This is a genomic window from Aeromicrobium sp. HA (genome assembly GCF_027171405.1).
GTDB classification, from domain to species: Bacteria; Actinomycetota; Actinomycetes; order Propionibacteriales; family Nocardioidaceae; genus Aeromicrobium; species Aeromicrobium tamlense.
Genome location: NZ_CP114372.1, coordinates 1,460,502 through 1,482,707, shown reverse-complemented (window position 1 = coordinate 1,482,707; position 22,206 = coordinate 1,460,502). Strand labels below are relative to the sequence as shown.

Sequence of the window (22,206 nt, the reverse complement as noted above, 5' to 3'; positions counted from 1 at the left end):
AGCCGGTCCCCGGTTCGTCGGCGAGTGGGTCCAAGATGAGTCCCGTCATGCTCTCCGCCTACCGCTCGATCCTGTCGACGCCCGGCGCGCCCGCCTTCACCTCGGCCGGCGCCCTCGGACGCCTGCCCCTGTCCATGACGGGGCTCGGCATCGTGCTCCTGGTCTCGGGACGCACCGGCGACTACGGGCCCGCCGGACTGCTGATGGCGGTCTACGTCGTCACGTCGGCGATCTGCGCGCCCGTCCAGGGTCGGCTCGCCGACCGCGTGGGACAGGCGCCCGTGCTCCTCACGGCCGGCGCGCTGTTCGCGTCGGGCATCACGATCCTGCTCACGACGGTCGACCTGTCGCTGTGGGTGGCCGCGATCGGCGCCGTGATCGCCGGCCTCGGCGCGCCGCAGGCCGGCAACATGGTCCGCGCCCGGTGGACGCACAACCTCTCCGACCGCGGTCGCCTGCAGACCGCGTTCGCCCTGGAGGCGGTGCTCGACGAGGTCGTCTTCATCGTCGGTCCCGTCCTCGTCACCGTCCTCACGCTCAGCGTCCTCGACTGGTCCGGACTCGCCGTCGCCGGCGCCGCCGCGCTCGTCGGCGCCTGGGGCTTGGCACTCCAGCGCTCCACCCAGCCGCCGCACCGCCGTCAGGCGGAGGGTTCCCGCGAGCCCCTGCCGTGGTTCCTGCTCGGTCCGCTGGTCGTGGCGGCGTGCGGGCTCGGCCTGCTGTTCGGCGCCGCCGAGGTCCTCGTGGTCGCGTTCACCGAGGAGCAGGGCCGTCCCGGCGCGGCCGGACTCGTCCTGGCGATCTGGTCCGCGGGCAGCCTCGCGGCGGGCCTCGTGATCGGTGCGCTGGCGCCGCCGGCCGACCCCGTCCGACGGCTGCGCCTGTCGACCCTCGGCCTGCTCGTCTTCCTCGCCCCGCTGCCCTTCGCGCCGAACATCGCGCTGCTCGCGGTCGGCTTCCTGCTGGCCGGCCTCATGCTCTCGCCGACGCTCATCACGGCGGTGCACCTGGTCGAGCTGTGCGTGCCGCCGTCGCGCCTCACCGAGGCCCTCACCTGGACCACCACCGGCATGTCCGCCGGCACCGCCGCGGGGGCCGCCATCGCGGGACTCATGGTCGACCGGTGGTCCGCATCGGTGGGCTTCACGCTGCCCATCGTGGCGGCGCTGATGACCACCTCGGTCGCCCTCTGGTTCCGCGGTCCGCTCCCCCAGCGTCACGCCCTCGCCGAGTGACCGACGGCGTCTCGGAAAACACATCCGGACACGGCGCGTCTCCCGGGATCGTCGCGGCCGTTCACTAGCCTTGAAGTCGGTGGCAGCAGCGACACGGGGAGGCTCGAACATGCGGGAACTCGCGACCGTGGGACTCAGCGACGACGGACGATTCCTCGTGGCCCGTGACGCGACCACCGGAGAACGCTTCCGACTCAGCATCGATCGCCGGCTCACCACGCTGGTCGATCGCACTCCCGTAGGGTCGAGTCGTTCCGGACAGATGGAGATTCCGATGGAGAGTTCGCTCACCCCCCGAGACATCCAGACCCGCATCCGCCGCGGCGAGTCGGTCGAAGAGGTCGCCGAGGCCGCCGGCATCACGGTCGAGCGGGTGCAGGGCTTCGCCGTGCCCGTCATCGCCGAGCGCGAGTGGATGGCCCAGTCGGCACGCGCCACGTCGGTGCGCCGCAAGCACGTCGGCGGACCCGCCGTCGCCCTGGCCGAGCTGGCGGACACCGCCCTGGCCGAGCGCGGCATCGCCCCCGAGAACGCCCAGTGGGACGCCTGGCGTCGCGAGGACGGTCGCTGGACCGTCCAGGTCGACCTCCAGGACGGCGCCGCGTCGTTCCTCTACGACCCCAAGAGCCGCTACGTGATCGCCGACGACGACGCCGCCCGCGGCCTGGTCGGCGACCTCGCCACGCAGGACCAGCACGACATGGCGCTGGCCGACCTCGTCACCGACGCGCCCGAGGCCTTCGGCGGCGCCATCGCCGAGGAGCCCGACCACGCCCCGCTCGTGCGCTCCATCAAGGAGGCGCGCGACCGCCGGGCCCTCGAGCAGGCCGTCTTCGAGGAGCCCGTCGAGGAGGTCGTCGAGGACCTGGAGGACCAGGCGCTCGAGGAGCGCATTGCCGTGCCCGACACCCCGAAGCCCCGCAAGAAGCACTCGCGCCGCTCGGTCCCCAGCTGGGACGAGATCATGTTCGGCGGCTCCTCGGACTGAGGACCCACCGCCCTCAGTCGAAGGGCAGGACGTCGGGCGAGAGCGCACCGGCCTTCGCGCGCGCGGCGGTCATCCGCTTGCGGTGGTGGCGACGGCACAGCACCTCGTACCCGACCTGCGGGGTCGGGCGGTCGGGATCCTCGACGTCGCCCACCACGATGACCTCGCCCTCGGTGACCATCTCGCCGTCCTCGGTGCGGGCGTTGTGCGTGGCACGGGCGCCGCACCAGCACAGCGCCTCGACCTGGAGCGTCAGCACGCGGTCGGCCAGCTCGACGAGTCGCTGTGAGCCGCTGAACAGCCGCGTGCGGAAGTCGGTGAGGATGCCGAAGCAGAACACGTCGAGGTCGAGCTCGTCGGCGACCTTGGCCAGCTGCTCGACCTGGCGCGCGGTGTAGAACTGCGCCTCGTCGCACACGAGGTAGTCGACGCGGGCGCCGCTGGTCAGCTGGCCGACGACGTCGTCCCAGAAGTCCAGCTCCTCGGTGACCTCGACGGCGGACGTCGACAGCCCGAGGCGGCTCGACAGCGTGGCCTCGCCGGCGCGGTCGTGCGAGGAGTAGATGCGGCCCACACGGCCGCGCGCCCGGTGGTTGTGATCGAGCTGGAGCGCCAGTGTGCTCTTGCCCGAGTCCATCGTGCCCGAGTAGAAGACCAGTTCGGCCACGGCGTCAGCCCGCCACGAGGACCGGGATGCGGCGCTCGCGGTCCGTGATGGAGCCGTGGAAGCCGCCCAGCAGCAGCTCGACGGCGAAGGCGTCGGAGGCGAACACCGCGAAGTCGTCGAGTGCAGCCACGACGACGTCGCCGAAGCGCCCGCGGACGGCGGGGTCGATCGGGCCGAACCACTCCTCCGCGTCGTCGCGCAGGCGGACCTCGACGCGGTCACCCAGCGCCTCGCGCCAGCGCGCGGCCACGGTGGCCTCGGCGCCGGAGCGCGTGTGGACGTGCCGGAACCGCGCCTCCCCCGCCACCAGCACGACGTCGTCGCGCAGCTCGGGGTGGTCGACGAGGTCGAAGCGGTCGTCCTTGGGGACGTCGACCATGCCGTGGTCGGCGGTGACCAGCAGCACGACGTCGGGCGGCAGCGCCGCGCGCAGGTCGGCGACGTCGCGGTCCACCTGGACGAGCGCCTTGCGCCACTCCTCGGAGTCGACGCCCGAGCCGTGGCCCGTGTGGTCGACGCTGGACTCGTAGGCGTAGACGAGGGCGCGGTCGTCGCGCTCGACGGCCTCGACGACGGCCGCGAGGCGGTCCCACGCGTGGCGCACGCCGACGAACGGCACGCCGCGCTGGCTGACCTGCGTGAGGCCGCTCAGCTCGAAGCGCGCGTCGTTGACGACGGTGACCGCGATGCGCTCGTCGGCCAGCTGCTTCAGCACGGTGGGGTACGGCTGCCACTCGGCGGGATCGATCCGGTCGTCCCACTGCAGCGTGTTGAGGAAGCGCGAGGTGCCCGGGATGCGACACGTGTAGCCCGCCATCCCGTGCTGGCCGGGCCGAAGGCCCGTGCCGAGCGACGTGAGGCTGACGGACGTGGTGGACGGGATGCCCGCGAGGACGCCGTCGATGTTCAGGCAGGACGACAGGAAGGGCGCCAGCTCGGCGTGCTCGCGCAGGAGGTCGAGGCCGAGGCCGTCGACGACCATGACGACGAAGCGCTTCGCCTGCGGGAGTCCCAGGACGTCGGTGAAGCCGCTCGCGCCGAGGGCGCCGCCCACCGAGGTCATGATCTCGTGGATGCCGGCGTGGGGCGTGGTCATCGAGCCTCGGTGACGGTCGTGGCGGCCGTGAGCGCGCGGGCGAACTCGAGCAGGCCGACGACGGCGGCACCGCCCTCGGCGGCGGCGCTCAGCCGCAGCGAGAAGTCGTCACCGGAGATCGAGCCGGTGTAGCCGTGGTCGGCCTCGCACTCGGGGTCGTCGCAGCGGGCGGGCTCGAGCTCGACCCGGGACACGGCGCCCCAGCCGATCGTCAGGAGCGCCTCCTCCAGCTGCTGTGTCTGCGCCGAGACCATGCGGGTGACGACGACGCCGGAGACGCGCGACAGCGGCACCGCCTCGACCGAGGTGGAGGTGTAGGGCTTCGGCAGCAGCGTGTCGCCGGGGTGCTCGTCGGTGTGCGTCAGCAGCAGGCGCGTGGGCGTGAGGACCAGCACCGACATGTGTCGGCGGATCTCCTCACGGTCGAACGTGGGCTCGTGGTGCACGACGAACGACTCGACGGGCTCGGTGGCGAGGGCGTCCTCGAGGGCGCCCGCCACGATCTCCGGGTAGTAGCCACTGTGGGAGATCGACTCGTACAGGTCCTTCGTGCGGTCCGTGGTTCGGGTCACCGACCCAGCGTATCCGTCGCCGCATCGGGCTGACTCAGCCGCCGCACGTACCAGTCGCCGCGGCTGTCGGACGACGGGATCACCTTCGCGCGGGCACTCAGGGCCGTGTAGCCGTCGGGATTGACCAGCACCGGCTCGAGGTCGAGCGACACCACCTCGGGCAGGTCGTCCTTCAGGGCCGCGAGACGCAGCACGATGTCCTCGAGCGACGCGACGTCGACGGGCTCGCTGCCGTGGTGGCCGAACAGCAGCGGCGCCGCGCGGATGCCGCTGACCATCGTGCGGGCGTCGACGTCGGTGAGCGGCGGGATGCCGTAGCTGCGGTCCTCCAGCAGCTCGCTGGGGGCGCCGGCGATGCCGAACGACACGAGCGGGCCGAAGAGACGGTCCTCCGTGGCGCGGAACGCGACCTGGACTCCGTCGGGCGCCGAGCGCTGGACGAAGAACGTGGTGTCGGCGCGGATGCCGCTCCACGTGGTCATCTCGTCCCAGGCCTCGGCCATGTCCTCGGCGTCGTGGATGCCCCGCCAGACGTGCGCGAGGTCGGGACGGGCGCGCAGGTGCTCGCTGCCGGCCTTGAGGACGACGTCCCAGCCGAGCTGCTCGCCGGCCGCGATCGCCTCCTCCTTGCTGTGCACGTTGGTCCAGGTCCACAGGTCGATGCCGTAGCAGGACAGCAGGTAGTGGACCTGCTCGGTGGACAGCACCGCGCCGCGCGGGGCGATCGTCAGCACGTCGCGGATCAGGGCCTTCGCGTCGCCGGAGCGGTGCTCGGCGGCGACGTGGTACTCGCCGTGGTCGCGCGAGGCCCACTCGGCGTAGTTCGTGGCACGGGCCAGCGCCTTCACGGCCGCTTCGGGCGCCGCGTACGACGGCACCGAGCCGCGGCCGGCCGAGCCGCCCTCGAGGTCGGGCACGCGCAGCAGCACCGGGATGCCCTTGCTGGCCAGGAACGTGGAGACGATCGGCTTGTCGGACTGCTCGCCGATCGCGGCCAGCACGGTGGCCACCGCGTCGCTGTCGGTGGTGATGGGCGGCGTGTAGACCACGACGAGCGCGTCGACGTCGGGGCGCGCGAGCGCGGCCTCGATGGCGACCTCGAACTCCTCGGCGCCGGCGGTGGCGCCCAGCGCGATGGGCGGGGCGACCTGGAGGCCCTGCGACTTCGCGGCGTCGGTGACGATCAGGCCCACGGCGTCGGAGTTGCCGACCACGGCGATGCGATTGCCGCGCGGCAGCGGCTGGTGGGCCAGCAGCTGGGCGACGTCGAACATCTCGTCGAGGTTGTCGACCTGGATCACGCCCGCCTGGCGGAACATCGCGTCGACCGCCTGCTGGGGCGCCGAGCTGCGGCGCACCGTGTGGCCGACGGGCACACCCTGGGTGGACCGGCCCGACTTCACCGCGACGATCGGCTTGACCTCCGAGACGCGGCGGGCCAGCCGCGAGAACTTGCGCGGGTTGCCGATGGACTCGAGGTACAGCAGCACGACGTCGGTGCTGTCGTCCTGCTGCCAGTACTGCAGGAGGTCGTTGCCCGAGACGTCGGCGCGGTTGCCGGCCGAGACGAAGGTGGACAGGCCCAGGCCGCGCGCGGAGACGGTCTCGAGGATCGCCGTGCCGAGGGCGCCGGACTGGCAGAAGAAGCCCGCGCGGCCGGGGGGCGGCATCGTGGCCGACAGCGAGGCGTTCAGCTGGACGTCGGAGGACGTGTTGATGATGCCCAGGCAGTTCGGGCCGATGAGGCGCAGGCCGTGGATGCGGCACGAGTGCAGCAGCTCCTGCTGGCGCGCGCGCCCCTCGGGACCCTCCTCGGCGAAGCCTGCCGAGATCACCACGAGGCCGTGGACGCCCTTGGCGGCGCAGTCGAGGACGACGTCGTTGACGTGCTCGGCCGGCACCGCGACGATCGCGATCTCGACCTCGCCCGGGATGTCGCGCACGGTCGGGTAGGCCGTGAGGCCCGAGACGGCCTCGGCCTGGGAGTTCACGGCGTAGACGGTGCCGCCGTAGTCGCCCAGCACGAGGTTGCGGACCATGGCCTGGCCGATCGAGCCGGCACGGCGGCTGGCGCCGACGACGGCGACGCTGCGGGCGCCGAAGATGCGGGCGATCGAGGCGGCCTCGGCGCGCTGCTCGCGCGAGCGCATGACGCCGAGCGCGGAGTCGGTGGGGTTGATCTCGAAGGTGAGGCGCTGCACGCCGTCCTCGAGGGTGCCGCTGATGGTGTAGCCCATCTCCCGGAACACCTGGAGCATGCGCACGTTCTCGGGCAGGACCTCGGCGGTGAACTCGGTGAAGCCGCGCTCGCGACCGGCCTGGGCGAGGTGCTCCAGCAGCAGCTGGCCGATGCCACGACCCTGGTGGGCGTCCTCGACGAGGAATGCGACCTCGGCCTCGTCGTCGGAGACGGCGTCGTAGCGGCCGACCGCGATGATGTCGTCCTGCTGCGTCACCACGAACGCGACGCGCTTGTAGTGGTCGACGGTGGTGAAGCGCTGCACGTCGCGGTCGGACAGTCGCGGGTACGGGGCGAAGAAGCGGAAGTACTTCGACTCGGCCGAGACGCGGTCGTAGAACTCGACGAACTTCGGGGCGTCCTCGGGGACGATGGGGCGGATCTGAGCGACGCGCCCGTCCTTGAGCAGGACGTCGGCCTCCCACGCGGGGACCGGGTGGGGCATCAGGCTCGTCTCGACCGGTTCGCTGCCACTCACGGGCACAAACCTACCCCGCACGCGGCGGGTCGGGCGCACCCCGCGCGGGCCGGGGCGGGAGAATGGCCGGCGTGACTGGATCGAGCACCGAGACCGTGGACTTCGAGGAGCACATCCTCGACACCGACGTCGGCGACGAGATGCGCTCCAGCTTCCTCGAGTACGCCTACTCGGTGATCTACGCCCGGGCGCTGCCCGATGCGCGCGACGGCCTGAAGCCCGTCCAACGCCGCATCCTCTACACGATGGACGAGATGGGCCTGCGCCACGACCGTCCGCACGTGAAGAGCGCGCGCCCCGTCGGCGAGGTCATGGGCAAGCTGCACCCGCACGGCGACAGCGCGATCTACGACGCGCTCGTGCGTCTCGTCCAGCCGTGGGCGCTGCGGCTGCCGCTGCTGGACGGCCACGGCAACTTCGGCTCGCCCGACGACCCGCCCGCCGCGATGCGCTACACCGAGATCCGGATGGACCGCGCGGCCGAGGCGATGACCGCGTCGCTCGACGAGGACACGGTCGACTTCAAGCCGAACTACGACGGCCGTCTGCAGGAGCCCACCGTGCTCCCCGCCGCGATCCCGCAGCTGCTCGTCAACGGCGCGTCCGGCATCGCGGTCGGCATGGCCACGAACATCGCCCCGCACAACCTCATCGAGGTCGTCCAGGCGCTGCGCCACCTCATCGACCACCCCGACGCCGACCTCGACGCGCTCATGCGGTTCGTGCCCGGCCCCGACCTGCCCACGGGCGGCAAGATCGTCGGCCTCGACGGCATCCGCGACGCCTACGCCACCGGCAACGGCTCGTTCAAGATGCGCGCCACCACCCGCATCGAGAACGTGACGCCGCGCAGGAAGGGCATCGTCGTCACCGAGCTGCCCTACAACGTGGGCCCCGAGAAGGTCATCGAGTCGATCAAGAAGCTCGTCCAGGCCAAGAAGATCCAGGGCATCTCCGACCTGAAGAACCTCACCGACCGCACCCACGGGCTGCGGCTGGTGATCGAGATCAAGAACGGCATCGTCCCCGAGGCGCTGCTCGAGCAGCTGTACCGCCAGACGCCGCTGGAGACCTCGTTCGGCATCAACGCCGTCGCCCTCGTCGACGGCCAGCCGCGCACGCTCGGTCTGCGCGAGATGCTCACGGTCTACCTCGAGCACCGCATCGACGTCGTCCGCCGCCGCACCACGTTCCGCCGCACGAAGGCGGCGGACCGGCTGCACCTCGTCGACGGCCTGATGATCGCGATCCTCGACATCGACGAGGTCATCCAGCTGATCCGCTCCTCGGAGAACCGCGGCGAGGCGCGCCAGCGCCTCATGTCCGTCTTCGACCTCTCCGAGCTGCAGGCCGACTACATCCTGGACCTCCAGCTGGGCCGGCTGACGAAGTTCTCGCGGCTCGAGCTCGAGCGCGAGGCCGACGAGCTGCGCCGCCTCATCGAGGAGCTCGACGCGATCCTCGCCGACGAGGGCACGCTGCGCTCGGTCGTCGGCGACGAGCTCGCCCAGATGGCCCAGCAGTTCGGCACGCCGCGGCGCACCGTGCTGCTGGAGTCGGCGGGCGTTCCCGTGCCGATCGCCAAGGGCGGTTCGCTCGAGGTCCCCGACGACCCGTGCTGGGTGCTGCTGTCCTCCACGGGACTCGTGGCGCGGACGTCCGATGCCGAGCCGCTGGGCGACCACGGCCGCCGGGCCAAGCACGACACCGTGGTCGCCGCCGTCCGCGCCACCGCGCGCGGCCAGGTCGGCATCGTCACGTCCGCTGGCACGGTCCACCGCCTCGAGGTCGTCGACCTGCCGGCACTGCCGCCCACGGCCGACTCCCCCCGCCTCCAGGGCGGCGTCCCGCTGGGCGAGCTGCTGAGCCTCGACGGCGACGCGCTCACGCTCATGACGTTCGACGAGGACGTGCCCGGGCTCGCGCTCGGCACCCGCGACGGCGTCGTCAAGCGGGTCAAGCCCGACCACCTCTCCAACCGCGACTCGTGGGAGCTCATCCGGCTGGAGGACGGCGACAAGGTGGTCGGCGCGGTGCCGCTGACCACGGGCGAGGAGGAGCTGGCGTTCGTCACCTCCGAGGCCCAGCTGCTGCACTTCCCCGCCTCGCTCGTGCGCCCTCAGGGCCGCAGCGGCGGCGGCGTCGCCGGCGTCAAGCTCGGTGGCGGTGCCCACGTGGTCGCGTTCGGCGCGGTGTCCGACGTCGAGTCGGCCCACGTCGTCACGGTGGCCGGCAGCTCCGACGCGCTTCCCGGCACGCAGGCCGGCTCGGCCAAGGTGAGCCCGTTCGCGATCTACCCGGGCAAGGGTCGCGGCACCGGCGGCGTCCGCTGCCAGCGCCTGCTGAGCGGTGAGGACGCCCTGGTGTTCGCGTGGGTCGGCGACGGCACCCCGGTGGCCTCCGCGGCCAGCGGCTCGCCGGTCGACCTGCCCGAGCCGGTGGAGAAGCGCGACGCCTCAGGCACTCCGGTGGGCCAGCCGATCACGGGCGTCTCATCGGCCGCGGCCTCCTTGCCGGGGGCGCGAGACGTGTCAGACTGACCGACGTGTTTCCTCGACTGCTGACCGCGACGATCCTGAGCAGCGCCCTGCTGCTGACCGCCTGCACCGGCGACGACTCCGACTCCGGCGACCCCGCCGAGCGCCTCGACGCCGCCTCACAGGCGCTGGCGGAGGCCGAGTCGTTCGACATCTCCCTCAGCACGAAGGAGCTGCCCAGCGGGCAGCGCGGGCTGCTCTCGGCGGACGGCGTCGGCGACCAGTCCCCCGCCTTCCAGGGCGACGTGAAGGTGGTCGCCGGTGGCGCCACCCTCGCGGCCGAGGTGATCTCGGTCGACGGCAAGACCTACGCCAAGACCGGCTTCTCGCCCGTCTGGGCGCCCCTCGACCCCGCCTCGCTCGGCGCACCCGACCCGGCCGACCTGGTGGGCACCGACGCCGACTCCGGACTCGCCGGCCTGCTGAAGGCCACCGAGGACGTCGAGGCCGGCGACCAGTCCCGCGACGGCGACCTCGTCCTCACCGAGATCACCGGCGACCTGCCCGGCGAGCGCATCGCGCAGCTGATCCCCACGGCCGACAAGACCGAGGACTTCGACGTCACGTACCGGCTCACCGACGACGACGAGCTGCACGACGCCAAGATCACGGGCCCGTTCTACGGCGGCGAGGACGTGACCTACACGCTGCGGCTGGAACCGCGCGACGAGCCCGCCGGCATCGAGGCTCCCTGAGCCGGTGGCGATGAAGGAGCTCGCGTCCCGCGGGCTGCTCGCGCTCGCGGCGGTGGCCATCGGCTTCGCCGCCGCGGACACGTACGTCGTCGTCCTGGCGCTGCCGGACATGATGACGGCCGCCGGCCTCACGGTCGCCGAGCTGCAGCGGGCCGCGCCGATCATCTCGGGGTTCCTGCTCGGCTACGTGGCGGTCCTGCCGCTCATCGGCCGGGTCTCGGACCTGCGCGGACGGGTTCCCGTGCTGATCGGCTGCCTCGTGATCTTCGCGATCGGCTCGGTGATCACGGCGGCGGGCTACGACCTCACCACGATCGTGCTCGGACGGCTGATCCAGGGCATCGGCGGGGGCGGGCTCATCCCGCCGACCCTCGCGCTCATCGCCGACACGTGGCCCGCCGAGCGGCGCGGGCTGCCGCTGGGCATCGTCGGCGCCGTCCAGGAGCTCGGCAGCGTCGTCGGCCCGCTCTGGGGCGCGGCGATCCTCGCCTTCGGCACGTGGCACGACATCTTCTGGCTCAACGCGGCGGTCGGTCTCCTCATCGGCGCCGCCCTCCTGCGTCACCGCCCCGCCGAGCACGAGCGAGGCTGGGACGTGCCCGGCCTGCTCCTGGCGCTGCTGGCGGGTGGCTGTCTCCTGCTGGTGATGCTCGAGCCCGAGCGGCTCACCACCGGTGTCACGAGCGGGCTGGCGTTCCTGCCGGTGGCCGGCGACTCGCGGTGGCTCACGCCGCTCGCCCTCGTCGGCTACGGCCTGCTCGTGGCCTTCGCGGTGCGCCAGGCCACCGCAGCCCGTCCGCTGCTCGCGTGGCGCGCATGGGGCGAGGTGGCACGCCAGACCGACCTGTGGGGCGCCACCGCGCTCACGGTGGCCCTCGGAGCCGTCATCCTGACGTTCGCCAGCGCGGAGCCCGAGCAGGCCGTCGTGTCCGAGGACGCGATCGTGCTGCTGCCGGTCGCGGCGATCGCGCTCGGTCTCTTCGTCTGGCGCGGACGGCACGCGGCGCACCCGCTCATCCCCCGTGGCTCACTCACCGCCACTCCTGCGTGGGGCTCCATCGCGGTCTCGTTCTTCGTCGGCTCCGCGCTGATCGCCGCGCTCGTCGACATCCCGTTCTTCGCGCGCCTGACGATCGCGCCCGACGACCAGCTGGAGGCCGCCCTCGTGCTGCTGCGGTTCCTCGTCGCCCTGCCCGTCGGCGCGGTCCTCGGCGGCTGGCTGCTGCGTCACCTGCCGGCCGGGCCGCTGACCGGTGCCGCCCTCGCCCTCTCGGGCGGCTGCTTCCTCGTCATGGCGACGTGGGACCAGAAGTCGCTCGAGTCGTTCACGTCGACGATCGTGCTGGCGGCGTGCGGCCTCGGCTTCGGCCTCGCGATCGCGCCGGTGAACGCCGCGCTGCTCGAGCACACGGCTGACGACGTGCACGGCCTGGCGAGCGCGCTGCTCGTTGTCGCGCGGATGGTGGGCATGCTGATCGGCATCTCCGCCCTGACCACGCTCGGTCTGCGGGCGTTCCACTCCGCGGTGGAGCGGATCCCGCCCATTGAGGAGCTCTGCAACGGCTCGGCCACCGCGTGCCGCGCCTACAACGGGGCGATGCGCGACGCCGGGATCGCGCAGTTGCAGGCCGTCTTCACCGGCGCCGCGGTGGCGGCGTTCGTCGCGGCGGCCCTCGCCCTGCTGCTCCTGCGCCGGCGCGCTAGTTTCTCCTCATGACCACCTCTTTCGACGACCTGCTGGAAGCGAACCGGCGCTACGCCCAGGACCACGAGGGAGGCTTCGACGGCATCGCCCGTGCGGGCGTCCTCATGGTGACCTGCATGGACTCGCGCATCGATCCCCTCGCCATGATCGGCCTCCAGGAGGGCGACGCGAAGATCCTGCGCAACCCCGGCGGCCGCGTCACCGACCAGGTCCTCGTCGCGATCGTGCTGGGCGTGAGCCTGCTGCAGGTCAAGCGCGTCCTGGTCATCGAGCACACCCGCTGCGCCATGGCCTCCTCCACCGAGGAGCAGGTCAAGGAGCGCGTCGCGGAGTTCACCGGCACCGACGCCTCGTGGATGTCAATCGGTGTCATCGAGGACCAGCAGGCCACGATCCGCGCCGACGTGCACAAGGTCCGCAGCCACCCGCTCGTCCCCGGCTCCGTCGAGGTCGGCGGCTTCCTCTACGACGTCGACAGCGGCCTGCTGACCCCCGTCGACTGACTCATGCCTGAGCGGTGAGCTGTCAACCGCTCCCGCCCGGGAGCGGTCGGTGGTCAACGGAAAGCGGTCGTCATTCGGTTGACCGCCCACCGGCGTCTCTCACGGGATCAGCGCCGCCAGGACCTCGCGCGCCGGAAGAGCCCGTCCTTGACGGAAGCCGGTTCCGGCCCAGAGGTGCACGTGATCACGGTCGCCGTGCTGCGCCGCCCGGCGTCGCATCGGCGACGTCAGGTGGTGGATCGCCGGGTAGGCCGGCGGAGCCGTGGAGTCGTACCGGTCGCTGAACGAGGTGCGGATCCCGCGTGCCACCCGGCCGGTGAACGCCCGCATCGTGGTGGTCGTGGACGCGGGGTCCGTGAGCGCTTCTCGATGAGTGGGCCGGGTGCCGGCCTCGTCAGCCAGCAGCAGCGCCGTGCCCACCGCCACGGCCTCGGCACCGGCATCGAGCGCCGACCGGACCGCTGCAGCGCCGGACACTCCCCCGGCGGCGATCACCGGCACACCGGTCGCGGCGACGACCGCGCCGACCAGCGACGGCAGGTCCTCGGTCCCCGGCTCGCGGCGCTGGTCGAAGGTGCCGCGGTGCCCGCCGGCCGCCGCCGACTGGACGACCAGTCCGTCGGGATCGAGCTCGGCGGCGGCGCGGGCCTCGCCCACGTCGGTGACCGTCAGGAGCAGTCGCGAGCCGGCCCGGCGCAGTCGCTGCACGGTGCCGACGTCGGGAAGCCCGAACGTGAAGCTCACCCACGGGACGGGATCCCGGGTCAGGAGATCGACCTTCGCGTCCCATTCGTCGTCATCGTCCTCGACCACGGGACCGACCTCGGCCCCCGTCGCCGCGACCTCGGCGGCGATGAGGTCGCGATAGCGCCGCACCGCGTCCAGGTCGACCGGCTCCCGCTCGGGGACGAACAGGTTCACCCCGAAGTCGCCGGAGAGGGGGCGCGACGCGGCGACGTCCTCGGCCAGCTGCGCCGCCGTCCGGTAGCCCGCCGCGACGAACCCGAGGGATCCCGCGTCAGCGACGGCGCGCAGCAGCGCCGGCGTCGTCGGCCCGCCGGCCATCGGCGCCGCCATGATCGGCGAGGTGAGACTCAGGCTCCGCACGGACCCATCCTCCCCGCTCAGGCGTCGATGAGCTCGGAGTCGATCTCGTAGGCGCCCTGGATGATGAACTCCTTGCGCGGCGGGACCTCGTTGCCCATGAGCAGCTCGAAGACGTCGGCGGCGGCCTCGGCGTCGTCCACGGTGAGGCGGCGCAGCGTGCGGTGGCGCGGGTCCATCGTGGTCTCGGCCAGCTGGTCGGCGTCCATCTCGCCCAGGCCCTTGTAGCGCTGAGGCGCGTCCTTCCAGCGGATGTTGCGCTTCTTCAGCTCGGCCAGCTTCCGCTGCAGCTCGGGGTCGGAGTACGTGTAGATGTACTTGTCCTGCCCCTTCTTCGGCGAGACGAGCTCGATCCGGTGCAGCGGCGGGACCGCGGTGTAGACACGGCCGGCCTCCACCATCGGACGCATGTAGCGGAAGAACAGCGTCGCCAGCAGGCAGCGGATGTGGGCGCCGTCGGAGTCGGCGTCGGCCATGAAGATGATCCGGCCGTACCGCGCGGCGTCGAGATCGAACGTGCGGCCCGACCCCGCGCCCACCACCTGGATGATCGACGAGCACTCGGCGTTCTTCAGCATGTCGCCGATGCTGGCCTTCTGGACGTTGAGGATCTTGCCGCGGATGGGCAGCAGCGCCTGGAACTCGGCGTCGCGCGCCGACTTCGCGGTGCCGAGCGCGGAGTCGCCCTCCACGATGAACAGCTCGGAGCGCTCGACGTCGTTGCTGCGGCAGTCGGCGAGCTTCGCCGGCAGGGCGCTCGACTCGAGCGCGTTCTTGCGGCGCTGCGTGTCGCGGTGCTGACGGGCCGCCAGGCGCGTGCGGGACGCGCCGACGACCTTCTCCATCACCTGGCGCGCCTTGGCCTTCTGCGCGGTCTTGGTGGAGGTCAGGAACGCCTTGAGCTCACGCGCCACGATCTTGTTGACGATGCGGGTGACCGGCGGGGTGCCGAGCACCTCCTTCGTCTGGCCCTCGAACTGCGGCTCTGCGAGGTTCACGGTGACGACGGCGGTGAGGCCCTCGAGCACGTCGTCCTTGATGACGTCGGGATCGCCGTTCTTGAGCATGCGGGAGCTCCGCAGGACCTCGTTGAACGTCTTGGTGACGCCGCGCTCGAAGCCCGACACGTGGGTGCCGCCCTTGGGCGTGGCGATGATGTTCACGAACGACTTCACGACCGTGTCGTAGTCGGTGCCCCAGCGCAGGGCGATGTCGACGCCGAGCGTGCGCTCGACGTCCTGCGGCGTCATGTGGCCCTTCTCGTCGAGCACCGGCACCGTCTCGACGAAGGTGTCCTCGCCCTGGATGCGCAGCACCTCCGAGACGGGCCCGTCGGGCGCCAGGAAGTCGCAGAACTCCGAGATGCCGCCCTCGTGGAAGAAGTCCTCCTCGCGCGGCTCGTCGGCGCGCTCGTCGCGGATGCGCAGGCGCAGTCCGGGCACGAGGAACGAGGTCTGGCGGGCGCGGGCGACGAGGTCCTCGTACGAGAACTTGGCGCCCTTGATGAAGATCTGCGGGTCGGCCCAGTAGCGGACGCGCGTGCCCGTGCGCGCCTTCGCGACCTTGCCGATCTTGCGCAGCGTGTTGTCGGGGGTGAAGTCCGCGTCGGCGCCGTCGCCGGCGAACACGCCGGGCACGCCACGGCGGAAGGACATGGCCCACGTGGCGCCGCCCTTGTCGACCTCGACGTCGAGGCGCGCCGAGAGCGCGTTCACGACGGAGGCGCCGACGCCGTGCAGACCGCCGGTGGCGTTGTACGAGCCGCCGCCGAACTTTCCGCCCGCGTGCAGCTTCGTGTAGACGACCTCGACGCCGGTGAGGCCCGTCTTCGGCTCGATGTCGACCGGCACGCCGCGTCCGTCGTCCCGGACCTCCACCGAGCCGTCGCCGTGGAGCAGGACGTCGATGTGCGCGCCGTGACCGGTCAGCGCCTCGTCGACGGAGTTGTCGATGATCTCCCACAGGCAGTGCATGAGGCCGCGCGTGTCCGTCGAGCCGATGTACATGCCGGGTCGCTTGCGTACCGCTTCGAGCCCCTCGAGGACGAGCAGATTGCGTGCGTCGTACGTGGAAATGTCCGGTTCCTCCTCATCGATTCCCCCGGCTCTCACGGTATCGAGCCGACCCCACCGGATCGCACGTGACACGCCCCCTCGGCGCGTCCGACGCGCGTTTGGCCGGATGAGGGAGTATTCATGGTGATGTTCGACGACACCCGACGAAATGAGGACACCGTGACGGCCACTGCCGAGTTCCCCGCCCTCACCGCCTCCGACCGCTGCGACCGCTGCGGTGCGCAGGCGCTGGTTCGCGTCGAACTGCCCTCGGGCGCCGACCTGGTCTTCTGCGGCCACCACGCCCGACTGCACGAGACGCGACTGCGCGAGATCGCCGTGGACTACCACGACGAGAGCGACCGACTCACGGTCTGAGGCGCACCCGCCCCAGCCGAGAACGACGACGGCGCCGAACCCCGAGGGGTCCGGCGCCGTTCTCGTCGCTCAGTACTTGAAGACGCCGTACGACTTCGTCTGGGTGACCGAGCGCCAGTGCTCGACGTAGGCGTCGTACACGTCGGGGTCGGTCGTGATGGTCGTGATCTCGTCACTGGCCACCAGGTTCGAGCCCGTCAGGTTGGCCGAGCCGGCCAGCACGAGCTTGACGCGCGCACCGGACTTGGGCCAGACGCCGCCACCGGGCAGGCGCTCCTCGGGGTTCATCTTGTTCCGCTTGAGCTTCGCGTCGACCAGGATCGCCTTGTCGTGGATCTGCGCGTAGGCCGCGTCGACCTCGGTGCGCGAGGTCTTGAGCACGTCGAGGATCGGCTTGCACACGCGCAGCAGCTGGCGGCAGTGCTCGAGGTAGTTCTTCTTCAGGTCGTCCTTGAAGGCCACGACCGACACACGGCAGCCACCGTTGTTGAGCGCCGCCAGCTTGTACGCCAGCGCGATGCGGCGGTACTTGAAGCGGTTCTCCATGACGCGGATGCGGCACTGCTCGTCGGGGACGATGCGGTTCAGCATGTTGAGGATCGGGTCGCGGCCGTTGGTGGGCGTCGCGCGCAGCGGCGTGACGTGCACCGTGTAGTTCGAGAGGTTCGAGTACAGCAGGCCGCGCTTGGCGTAGGCGCTGGAGTAGCCGTCGCGGGTGGCGGTGCGGTAGCCGTAGCGCGTGCTGCGCTTGGCGATGTAGCGACCGTAGTCCGAGCCGATGCGGCGCTCGGCCCACATGTCCTTCCAGACGCCGCGCATCTGGTACCAGAGCTTCTTGTCGTTGTAGACCGTGCTGCCGTTGTTGTACGTGCGCTCGGCGCTGCGGCCGCCGAAGTTCGTCGAGCCCGTCCACACGACGCCCTTGGCGCGCTTGTTGCTGCGCGTGTAGGTGTCGCTGACCATGACGATCTTGGAGTGCATGATCGCGCCGTTGACACGCGAGAGGCAGGCCATCGACTTGCCGTTGGAGCAGATGCGGAACTTGCCGTACTTCGTGGCGTTCAGCTGCTTGCGCAGCTTCTTCGAGGCGCCCGACAGGTGCGCGTTCGGGTGGATGAACTGCACGTTGACGCCGGCCTTCGCGGCGCGGACGAGCTCGCGGCCGATGCGGACCGAGTCCTCCATGCGCGAGTTGGCGGCGTAGACCGAGGTGGCGCGGCGCTGCTTCTTGCTCTTGTACTTGCCCTGCGGGGTCTTGTACGAGCCGCGGATGAGGCGCTCGAGGTCGTTCAGCAGGGAGTAGTCGCGGTTCGAGGCGCCGCGGTCGAAGTACGGACGCGAGAAGTTGGCCTCGACCTCGACCGGGTAGGCCGCGCCGTAGGGGCGACCGCGGACCGTGGTGGCGGCCGGCGCGACGGCCTGCGGGGTCACCGCCTGGGTCTCGACCCGGGGCGCCTCCTCCGTCGGCGCCGCCTGCGGCTCGACGGCCGCGGCGGGGTCGGCGACCTCGGTCTCGTCCGCTCCGAACGTGGTGGAAGCGGCGACGAGCGGCAGCACGAGCGCACCGAGGGCGGCGACACTCGCGAGTCGAAGTCGATGACTGACGGACACGGTGGAACTCCCCCGAGACGACAACAAGCGGTCGCGACAGCCTAACCCATGGCCGCGTGGGGTCACGGGACCGCGGCGGCCGGGCGCCGCGTCGGTATAGTCCGGCGGGTGGCGCGCATTCTCCTGAAGGTCCACCACCCCACGCTGGAACCGGCCGACGCCGCCACCGTCCTCGAGCGCAACCTCATCGGCAACAACGTCGGGAACCTGGCCTTCAGCCACGCCTCCGAGCGGCTCCTGACGCACCCCGGCGACGACGTCACCGCAGCGCCCACGGGCCCGTGGTTCGCCGACCCCGCGCGGGTGAACCGCGAGTTCGACCACGTGGTCTTCCCGCTCGCCAACCACTTCCGCGCCTCCAACCTCAAGGCCCTCGACCGCCAGTCGACCGCGATCGAGCAGCTCACCACCGGCTTCACCGTGCTGGGGGTCGGGGCGCAGGCCGACCTCGACGGCAACGCGCCCCGCGCGGAGCGCGAGGCCGTCGAGAAGGCCACCCGGCGCTTCGTCCGTGCGGTCCTGGAGCGCGGCCCGTCGATCGGCGTCCGCGGCGACTTCACCAAGGAGTACCTCGTCGGCCTGGGCTTCGACGACTCCGAGGTCGACGTCATCGGCTGTCCCTCGATGTTCCTCCACGGCCCCGAGCTGCCGCTGCGGCTCCCCGACGCCGTCGCGGCCGACGACCCGATCGCGATCACCATCTCTCCCTACGTGACCGAGATGGGGCCGATCCTCGAGCAGAGCCTGCGGCGGCACCGGCACCTGACCTACATCGGCCAGGACGTCCACACGCTGCGGCTGCTGCTGCGCGGGACGTCGCTGTCCGGCGACGACCCCCGACTGCCGCTCTCCCCCGAGCACCCGGTCTTCGCTCCCGGTCGCACGGTGTTCCCGCTCAACATCCCCGCGTGGCAGGAGTTCCTGCGCAGGCAGCGGTTCGCGTTCGGCACGCGGATCCACGGCACGATCGTGTCGTTGATCTCCGGCACGCCCGCGGTCCTGCTCGCGCACGACTCGCGCACCCTCGAGCTGGCGCGGTACCACCGCATCCCGTTCGTGCGGCTCGACGAGCGCGACCCGTCCGAGGTCTCGGTGCCGGACCTGTTCGCGCAGGCCGACTGGTCCGCGCTCGTCGACGGTCACCGCGAGCGATGGGACACCTACGCGGCATTCCTCGAGCGTCACGGGCTCCGGCACGGGTTCGGTCCAGCAGGCGGGGTCGAGCGCTTCGACGCCGCCGTCGCGGCCGTGGCCGCCGACCCGGGCTTCCCGCCCGTGGTCCGGTCGAACGCCGGCCCGGTCTCCCCCGCCCGTCGCCTCGCCCGCGCGGTACGCCGCCGCCTCCGCTGACCGACGTTCCGCACGCGACTCTCACACGCAGAACGGCCCGCGACCGTGAGGTCGCGGGCCGTTCGCCGTGGAGTGAGGCTCAGTCGAGGTAGTCGCGCAGGACCTGCGAGCGCGACGGGTGACGCAGCTTGCTCATCGTCTTGGACTCGATCTGGCGGATGCGCTCGCGCGTGACGCCGTAGACCTTGCCGATCTCGTCGAGCGTCTTGGGCTGGCCGTCGGTGAGGCCGAAGCGCATCGAGACGACGCCCGACTCACGCTCGCTCAGGGTGTCGAGCACGGCGTGCAGCTGCTCCTGGAGCAGGGTGAACGACACGGCGTCGGCCGGGACAATCGCCTCGGAGTCCTCGATGAGGTCACCGAACTCGCTGTCGCCGTCCTCGCCCAGCGGCGTGTGGAGGCTGATCGGCTCACGACCGTACTTCTGGACCTCGACGACCTTCTCGGGCGTCATGTCCAGCTCGACCGCCAGCTCCTCCGGGGTGGGCTCGCGGCCCAGGTCCTGGAGCATCTGCCGCTGGACGCGGGCCAGCTTGTTGATGACCTCGACCATGTGCACCGGGATGCGGATGGTGCGCGCCTGGTCGGCCATGGCGCGGGTGATGGCCTGACGGATCCACCACGTGGCGTACGTGGAGAACTTGAAGCCCTTCGTGTAGTCGAACTTCTCGACCGCACGGATGAGGCCCAGGTTGCCCTCCTGGATCAGGTCCAGGAAGAGCATGCCGCGGCCGGTGTAGCGCTTGGCCAGCGAGACGACGAGTCGCAGGTTGGCCTCGAGCAGGTGGTTCTTGGCGCGGCGACCGTCAATGATGATCCAGTCGAGCTCCTCGCGGAGCTTGTCCGCGACGCGCTTGGACTTCGCGAGCTTCTCCTCGGCGAACAGGCCGGCCTCGATGCGCTTGGCGAGCTCGACCTCCTCGGCGGCGGTCAGCAGCGCGACCTTGCCGATCTGCTTGAGGTAGTCCTTGACGGGGTCGGCGGTGGCGCCGGCCACGGTCACCTGGACCGCGGGCTCGTCGGTGTCGTCGGCCGAGGAGAGCGTGAAGCTGGCCTCCTCGTCCTCCTTCAGCGTGGGGTCTTCCTTCAGGTCCTTCTCGAAGACCTCGTCGGCGATGTCCGGGAGGACCTTCTTGCCGTCGGCGTCGACCGCGGGCTTCGTCTCGAGCACGTCGGCCAGATCGACCTGGTCGCCGAGGACGACCTCGCCACCCTTCGCGGCGGCCTTCTTCGCGGGCGCCTTCTTGGCGGCGGCCTTCTTCGCCGGAGCCTTCTTGGCGGGGGCCTTCTTCACGGCGGAACTCGCGTCGGTGACCTCCTCCGACGCGCTCGCGGCCTTCTTGGACGCCGGTGCAGGCGCCTTCTTCGTGGTCGCTGCCTTCGCGGTCTGGGCGGCACGAGTCACCGGATCATCAACCTCACAACGTCGTTCGGGGCATGACAATGAGGCCTGCGGTCAACCTCTGGCACCAGTGTGCCACGGTCCCCAAGACGGACGAGTACCGGTTCAGTCGACGGGCCAGGAGTGCACCGGTTCGTTGCTGTGCATGTGCTCGGCGTAGCGGCGCGTGAGGGCCCGCATCGAGTCGAAGACGTCGCTCCCACGCTCGTGGATCCGGTCGAACTGCTCGGTCATCCACGTCGAGCCGTTCCGCCCCGTGACACAGCGTCGCTCGATGATCGTGAGGAACTCGTCGATGACCGCGCCGTCCACGCCCCGACGCTCGAGGCCCACGTGCGCCAGGGGCAGCAGGTGGCGCAGCACGAGCTCGCGCACCGGCACGGTGCCGATGCCCGGCCAGTAGGCCTGCGCCTCGATGCCCGCCGCGGCCGCCTCGTGGAAGCCCTCCTCGGCCGCCTTGAACGACAGCTGGCTCCAGACGGGACGCTCCTGCTCGGTCAGCGCGGTCACGAGGCCGTAGAACAGCGCCGCGTTCGCCACCGTGTCCTTGACCGTGGGACCCGCGGGCAGCAGCCGGTTCTCGACGCGCAGGTGCGGCTTGCCGTCGACGACGTCGTAGATGGGGCGGTTCCAGCGCCAGATGGTGCCGTTGTGGAGACGCAGCTCGGGCAGGACCGGGATCCGACCGGCCTCGATCTCGGCCACCGGGTCCTCGTCCTCGACGATCGGCAGCAGCGCCGGGAAGTAGCGCGAGTTCTCCTCGAACAGGTCGAAGACCGAGGTGATCCAGCGCTCGCCGAACCACACCCGCGGCCGGACGCCCTGCGCCTTCAGCTCGTCGGTGCGCGTGTCGGTGGCCTGCTCGAACAGGGCGATGCGGGTCTCGTGCCACAGTCGCTTGCCCAGGAAGAAGGGCGAGTTCGCGCCGACGGCGATCTGGACGCCCGCGATCGCCTGCGCGGCGTTCCACGTGGGCGCGAAGTCGTCGGGCTCGACCTGCAGGTGCAGCTGGGTGCTGGTGCAGGCGGCCTCGGCGATGATCGTGTCGATCGTCGTGCGCAGCCGCTCGACGCCGTTGATGACCAGGTGGATGTCCTCGCCGCGCGCCGTGAGGATCTGGTCGGACAGCAGGTGGTAGCGCGGGTTCGCCGAGATCGCCTCGCGGGTCAGGTGCGGCGCGTCCAGCGTGGGCAGGATGCCGATCATCATGAGGCCGGTGCCGACGCTCTGTGCCTTGCCCTGCGCGACGTTGAGGTCCTCGCGCATGCGCTCGGCCATGTCGGCCAGTCCGCGGCCCGCCACGGGGGCGGGCGGCACGTTGATCTCGACGTTGAACTGGCCGAGCTCGGTCTGGAAGTCCTCGGTCGCGATCGCGTCGAGCGTCTCGGAGTTCCGCAGCGCCGGGTCGCCCGAGTCGTCGACGAGGTTGAACTCGATCTCGATGCCGACGTGCGGATCCGGCACCGAGAAGTCCTGCTGCCCCAGCATCGCGGCGAGCACGTCGAGGTTGCGACGCACCTTGGCGCGGTACCGAGCCCGGTCCTCGCCCGTGAACTCCCGGGCCTCGACGTCCTGTCCCATGTCGCCAGCCT

Annotated in this window: 17 protein-coding genes; 8 read left to right on the top strand and 9 right to left on the bottom strand. The window is 71.3% G+C overall.

What is annotated here, in order from left to right; all coding sequences use genetic code 11:
- Nucleotides 1-35 precede the first annotated feature (35 nt).
- Together O3S82_RS07240 and sepH are read left to right on the top strand one after the other, a co-directional pair.
- Entirely contained in the window at nt 36-1,235 is a 1,200-nt protein-coding gene (locus O3S82_RS07240) for an MFS transporter (protein ID WP_269306648.1), read from the top strand.
- A 109-nt stretch (nt 1,236-1,344) separates the two neighbouring features.
- The gene (gene sepH / locus O3S82_RS07235; RefSeq protein WP_179424864.1) at nt 1,345-2,223 is read left to right on the top strand and encodes a septation protein SepH; all 879 of its coding nucleotides are present in this window, start codon (nt 1,345-1,347) and stop codon (nt 2,221-2,223) included.
- 13 nt (nt 2,224-2,236) lie between these two features.
- Here the strand turns inward: sepH and O3S82_RS07230 are convergent, their stop codons facing one another.
- The 4 genes from O3S82_RS07230 to O3S82_RS07215 are packed head-to-tail and all read right to left on the bottom strand — an operon-like array spanning nt 2,237 to nt 7,275.
- On the bottom strand, nt 2,237-2,890 hold the full coding sequence (locus O3S82_RS07230) for a thymidine kinase (protein ID WP_179424866.1): 654 nt from the start codon (nt 2,888-2,890) through the stop codon (nt 2,237-2,239).
- A 4-nt stretch (nt 2,891-2,894) separates the two neighbouring features.
- The gene (locus O3S82_RS07225) at nt 2,895-3,986 is read right to left on the bottom strand and encodes an alkaline phosphatase family protein (RefSeq protein WP_179424868.1); all 1,092 of its coding nucleotides are present in this window, start codon (nt 3,984-3,986) and stop codon (nt 2,895-2,897) included.
- Nucleotides 3,983-4,558 carry a DUF5998 family protein gene (locus O3S82_RS07220; RefSeq protein ID WP_269306645.1) on the bottom strand — a complete coding sequence of 192 codons (576 nt, stop codon included), beginning with the start codon at nt 4,556-4,558 and terminating at the stop codon, nt 3,983-3,985. The genes O3S82_RS07225 and O3S82_RS07220 overlap by 4 nt, the downstream gene beginning before the upstream one ends.
- A complete protein-coding gene (locus tag O3S82_RS07215; protein ID WP_269306643.1) occupies nt 4,555-7,275 on the bottom strand; it encodes a bifunctional acetate--CoA ligase family protein/GNAT family N-acetyltransferase in 2,721 nt (906 codons plus the stop codon). Before O3S82_RS07215 ends, O3S82_RS07220 begins: the two co-directional genes overlap by 4 nt.
- Nucleotides 7,276-7,346: 71 nt before the next feature.
- On the opposite strand from O3S82_RS07215, the gene O3S82_RS07210 reads away from it, so the two are divergent.
- The 4 genes from O3S82_RS07210 to O3S82_RS07195 are packed head-to-tail and all read left to right on the top strand — an operon-like array spanning nt 7,347 to nt 12,715.
- Nucleotides 7,347-9,815: a DNA gyrase/topoisomerase IV subunit A gene (locus O3S82_RS07210; protein WP_395487333.1), complete on the top strand. Its 2,469-nt coding sequence runs from the start codon at nt 7,347-7,349 to the stop codon at nt 9,813-9,815.
- Between the two features lie 5 nt (nt 9,816-9,820).
- Complete coding sequence (locus tag O3S82_RS07205) at nt 9,821-10,507, top strand: LppX_LprAFG lipoprotein (RefSeq protein WP_179424883.1); 687 nt, start codon at nt 9,821-9,823, stop codon at nt 10,505-10,507.
- A gap of 10 nt (nt 10,508-10,517) precedes the next feature.
- Nucleotides 10,518-12,224, top strand: coding sequence for an MFS transporter (locus O3S82_RS07200; protein WP_269307048.1), 1,707 nt, complete (start codon nt 10,518-10,520; stop codon nt 12,222-12,224).
- The gene (locus tag O3S82_RS07195; RefSeq protein ID WP_269306640.1) at nt 12,221-12,715 is read left to right on the top strand and encodes a beta-class carbonic anhydrase; all 495 of its coding nucleotides are present in this window, start codon (nt 12,221-12,223) and stop codon (nt 12,713-12,715) included. Before O3S82_RS07200 ends, O3S82_RS07195 begins: the two co-directional genes overlap by 4 nt.
- A 99-nt stretch (nt 12,716-12,814) precedes the next feature.
- Here the strand turns inward: O3S82_RS07195 and O3S82_RS07190 are convergent, their stop codons facing one another.
- Entirely contained in the window at nt 12,815-13,822 is a 1,008-nt protein-coding gene (locus O3S82_RS07190) for a nitronate monooxygenase (RefSeq protein ID WP_269306638.1), read from the bottom strand.
- 17 nt (nt 13,823-13,839) lie between these two features.
- Nucleotides 13,840-15,966, bottom strand: a complete 2,127-nt coding sequence (locus O3S82_RS07185) for a DNA gyrase/topoisomerase IV subunit B (RefSeq protein ID WP_442864715.1) — start codon at nt 15,964-15,966, stop codon at nt 13,840-13,842.
- A 54-nt stretch (nt 15,967-16,020) separates the two neighbouring features.
- Between O3S82_RS07185 and O3S82_RS07180 the strand changes: the two genes are divergently transcribed.
- The gene (locus tag O3S82_RS07180) at nt 16,021-16,251 is read left to right on the top strand and encodes a DUF7455 domain-containing protein (protein ID WP_179428152.1); all 231 of its coding nucleotides are present in this window, start codon (nt 16,021-16,023) and stop codon (nt 16,249-16,251) included.
- A 69-nt stretch (nt 16,252-16,320) separates the two neighbouring features.
- Here O3S82_RS07180 and O3S82_RS07175 read toward each other — a convergent pair whose 3' ends face one another.
- Nucleotides 16,321-17,862, bottom strand: a complete 1,542-nt coding sequence (locus tag O3S82_RS07175; RefSeq protein ID WP_179424891.1) for a phospholipase D-like domain-containing protein — start codon at nt 17,860-17,862, stop codon at nt 16,321-16,323.
- A gap of 108 nt (nt 17,863-17,970) precedes the next feature.
- On the opposite strand from O3S82_RS07175, the gene O3S82_RS07170 reads away from it, so the two are divergent.
- Nucleotides 17,971-19,212, top strand: coding sequence for a polysaccharide pyruvyl transferase family protein (locus O3S82_RS07170; RefSeq protein ID WP_269306631.1), 1,242 nt, complete (start codon nt 17,971-17,973; stop codon nt 19,210-19,212).
- Nucleotides 19,213-19,291: 79 nt separating this feature from the next.
- On the opposite strand, the gene O3S82_RS07165 is transcribed toward O3S82_RS07170, so the two are convergent.
- Together O3S82_RS07165 and O3S82_RS07160 are read right to left on the bottom strand one after the other, a co-directional pair.
- Nucleotides 19,292-20,617: an RNA polymerase sigma factor gene (locus tag O3S82_RS07165; RefSeq protein WP_331283485.1), complete on the bottom strand. Its 1,326-nt coding sequence runs from the start codon at nt 20,615-20,617 to the stop codon at nt 19,292-19,294.
- A gap of 102 nt (nt 20,618-20,719) precedes the next feature.
- Complete coding sequence (locus tag O3S82_RS07160) at nt 20,720-22,195, bottom strand: glutamate--cysteine ligase (RefSeq protein ID WP_269306627.1); 1,476 nt, start codon at nt 22,193-22,195, stop codon at nt 20,720-20,722.
- Between the last annotated feature and the right edge of the window lie 11 nt (nt 22,196-22,206).

Coding starts and splice junctions, on each gene's coding strand:
- O3S82_RS07240 (WP_269306648.1), top strand. CDS start 36: ATGAGTCCCGTCATGCTCTCCGCCTACCGCTCGATCCTGTCGACGCCC.
- sepH (WP_179424864.1), top strand. CDS start 1,345: ATGCGGGAACTCGCGACCGTGGGACTCAGCGACGACGGACGATTCCTC.
- O3S82_RS07225 (WP_179424868.1), bottom strand. CDS start 3,986: ATGACCACGCCCCACGCCGGCATCCACGAGATCATGACCTCGGTGGGC.
- O3S82_RS07200 (WP_269307048.1), top strand. CDS start 10,518: ATGAAGGAGCTCGCGTCCCGCGGGCTGCTCGCGCTCGCGGCGGTGGCC.
- O3S82_RS07195 (WP_269306640.1), top strand. CDS start 12,221: ATGACCACCTCTTTCGACGACCTGCTGGAAGCGAACCGGCGCTACGCC.
- O3S82_RS07180 (WP_179428152.1), top strand. CDS start 16,021: ATGTTCGACGACACCCGACGAAATGAGGACACCGTGACGGCCACTGCC.
- O3S82_RS07160 (WP_269306627.1), bottom strand. CDS start 22,195: ATGGGACAGGACGTCGAGGCCCGGGAGTTCACGGGCGAGGACCGGGCT.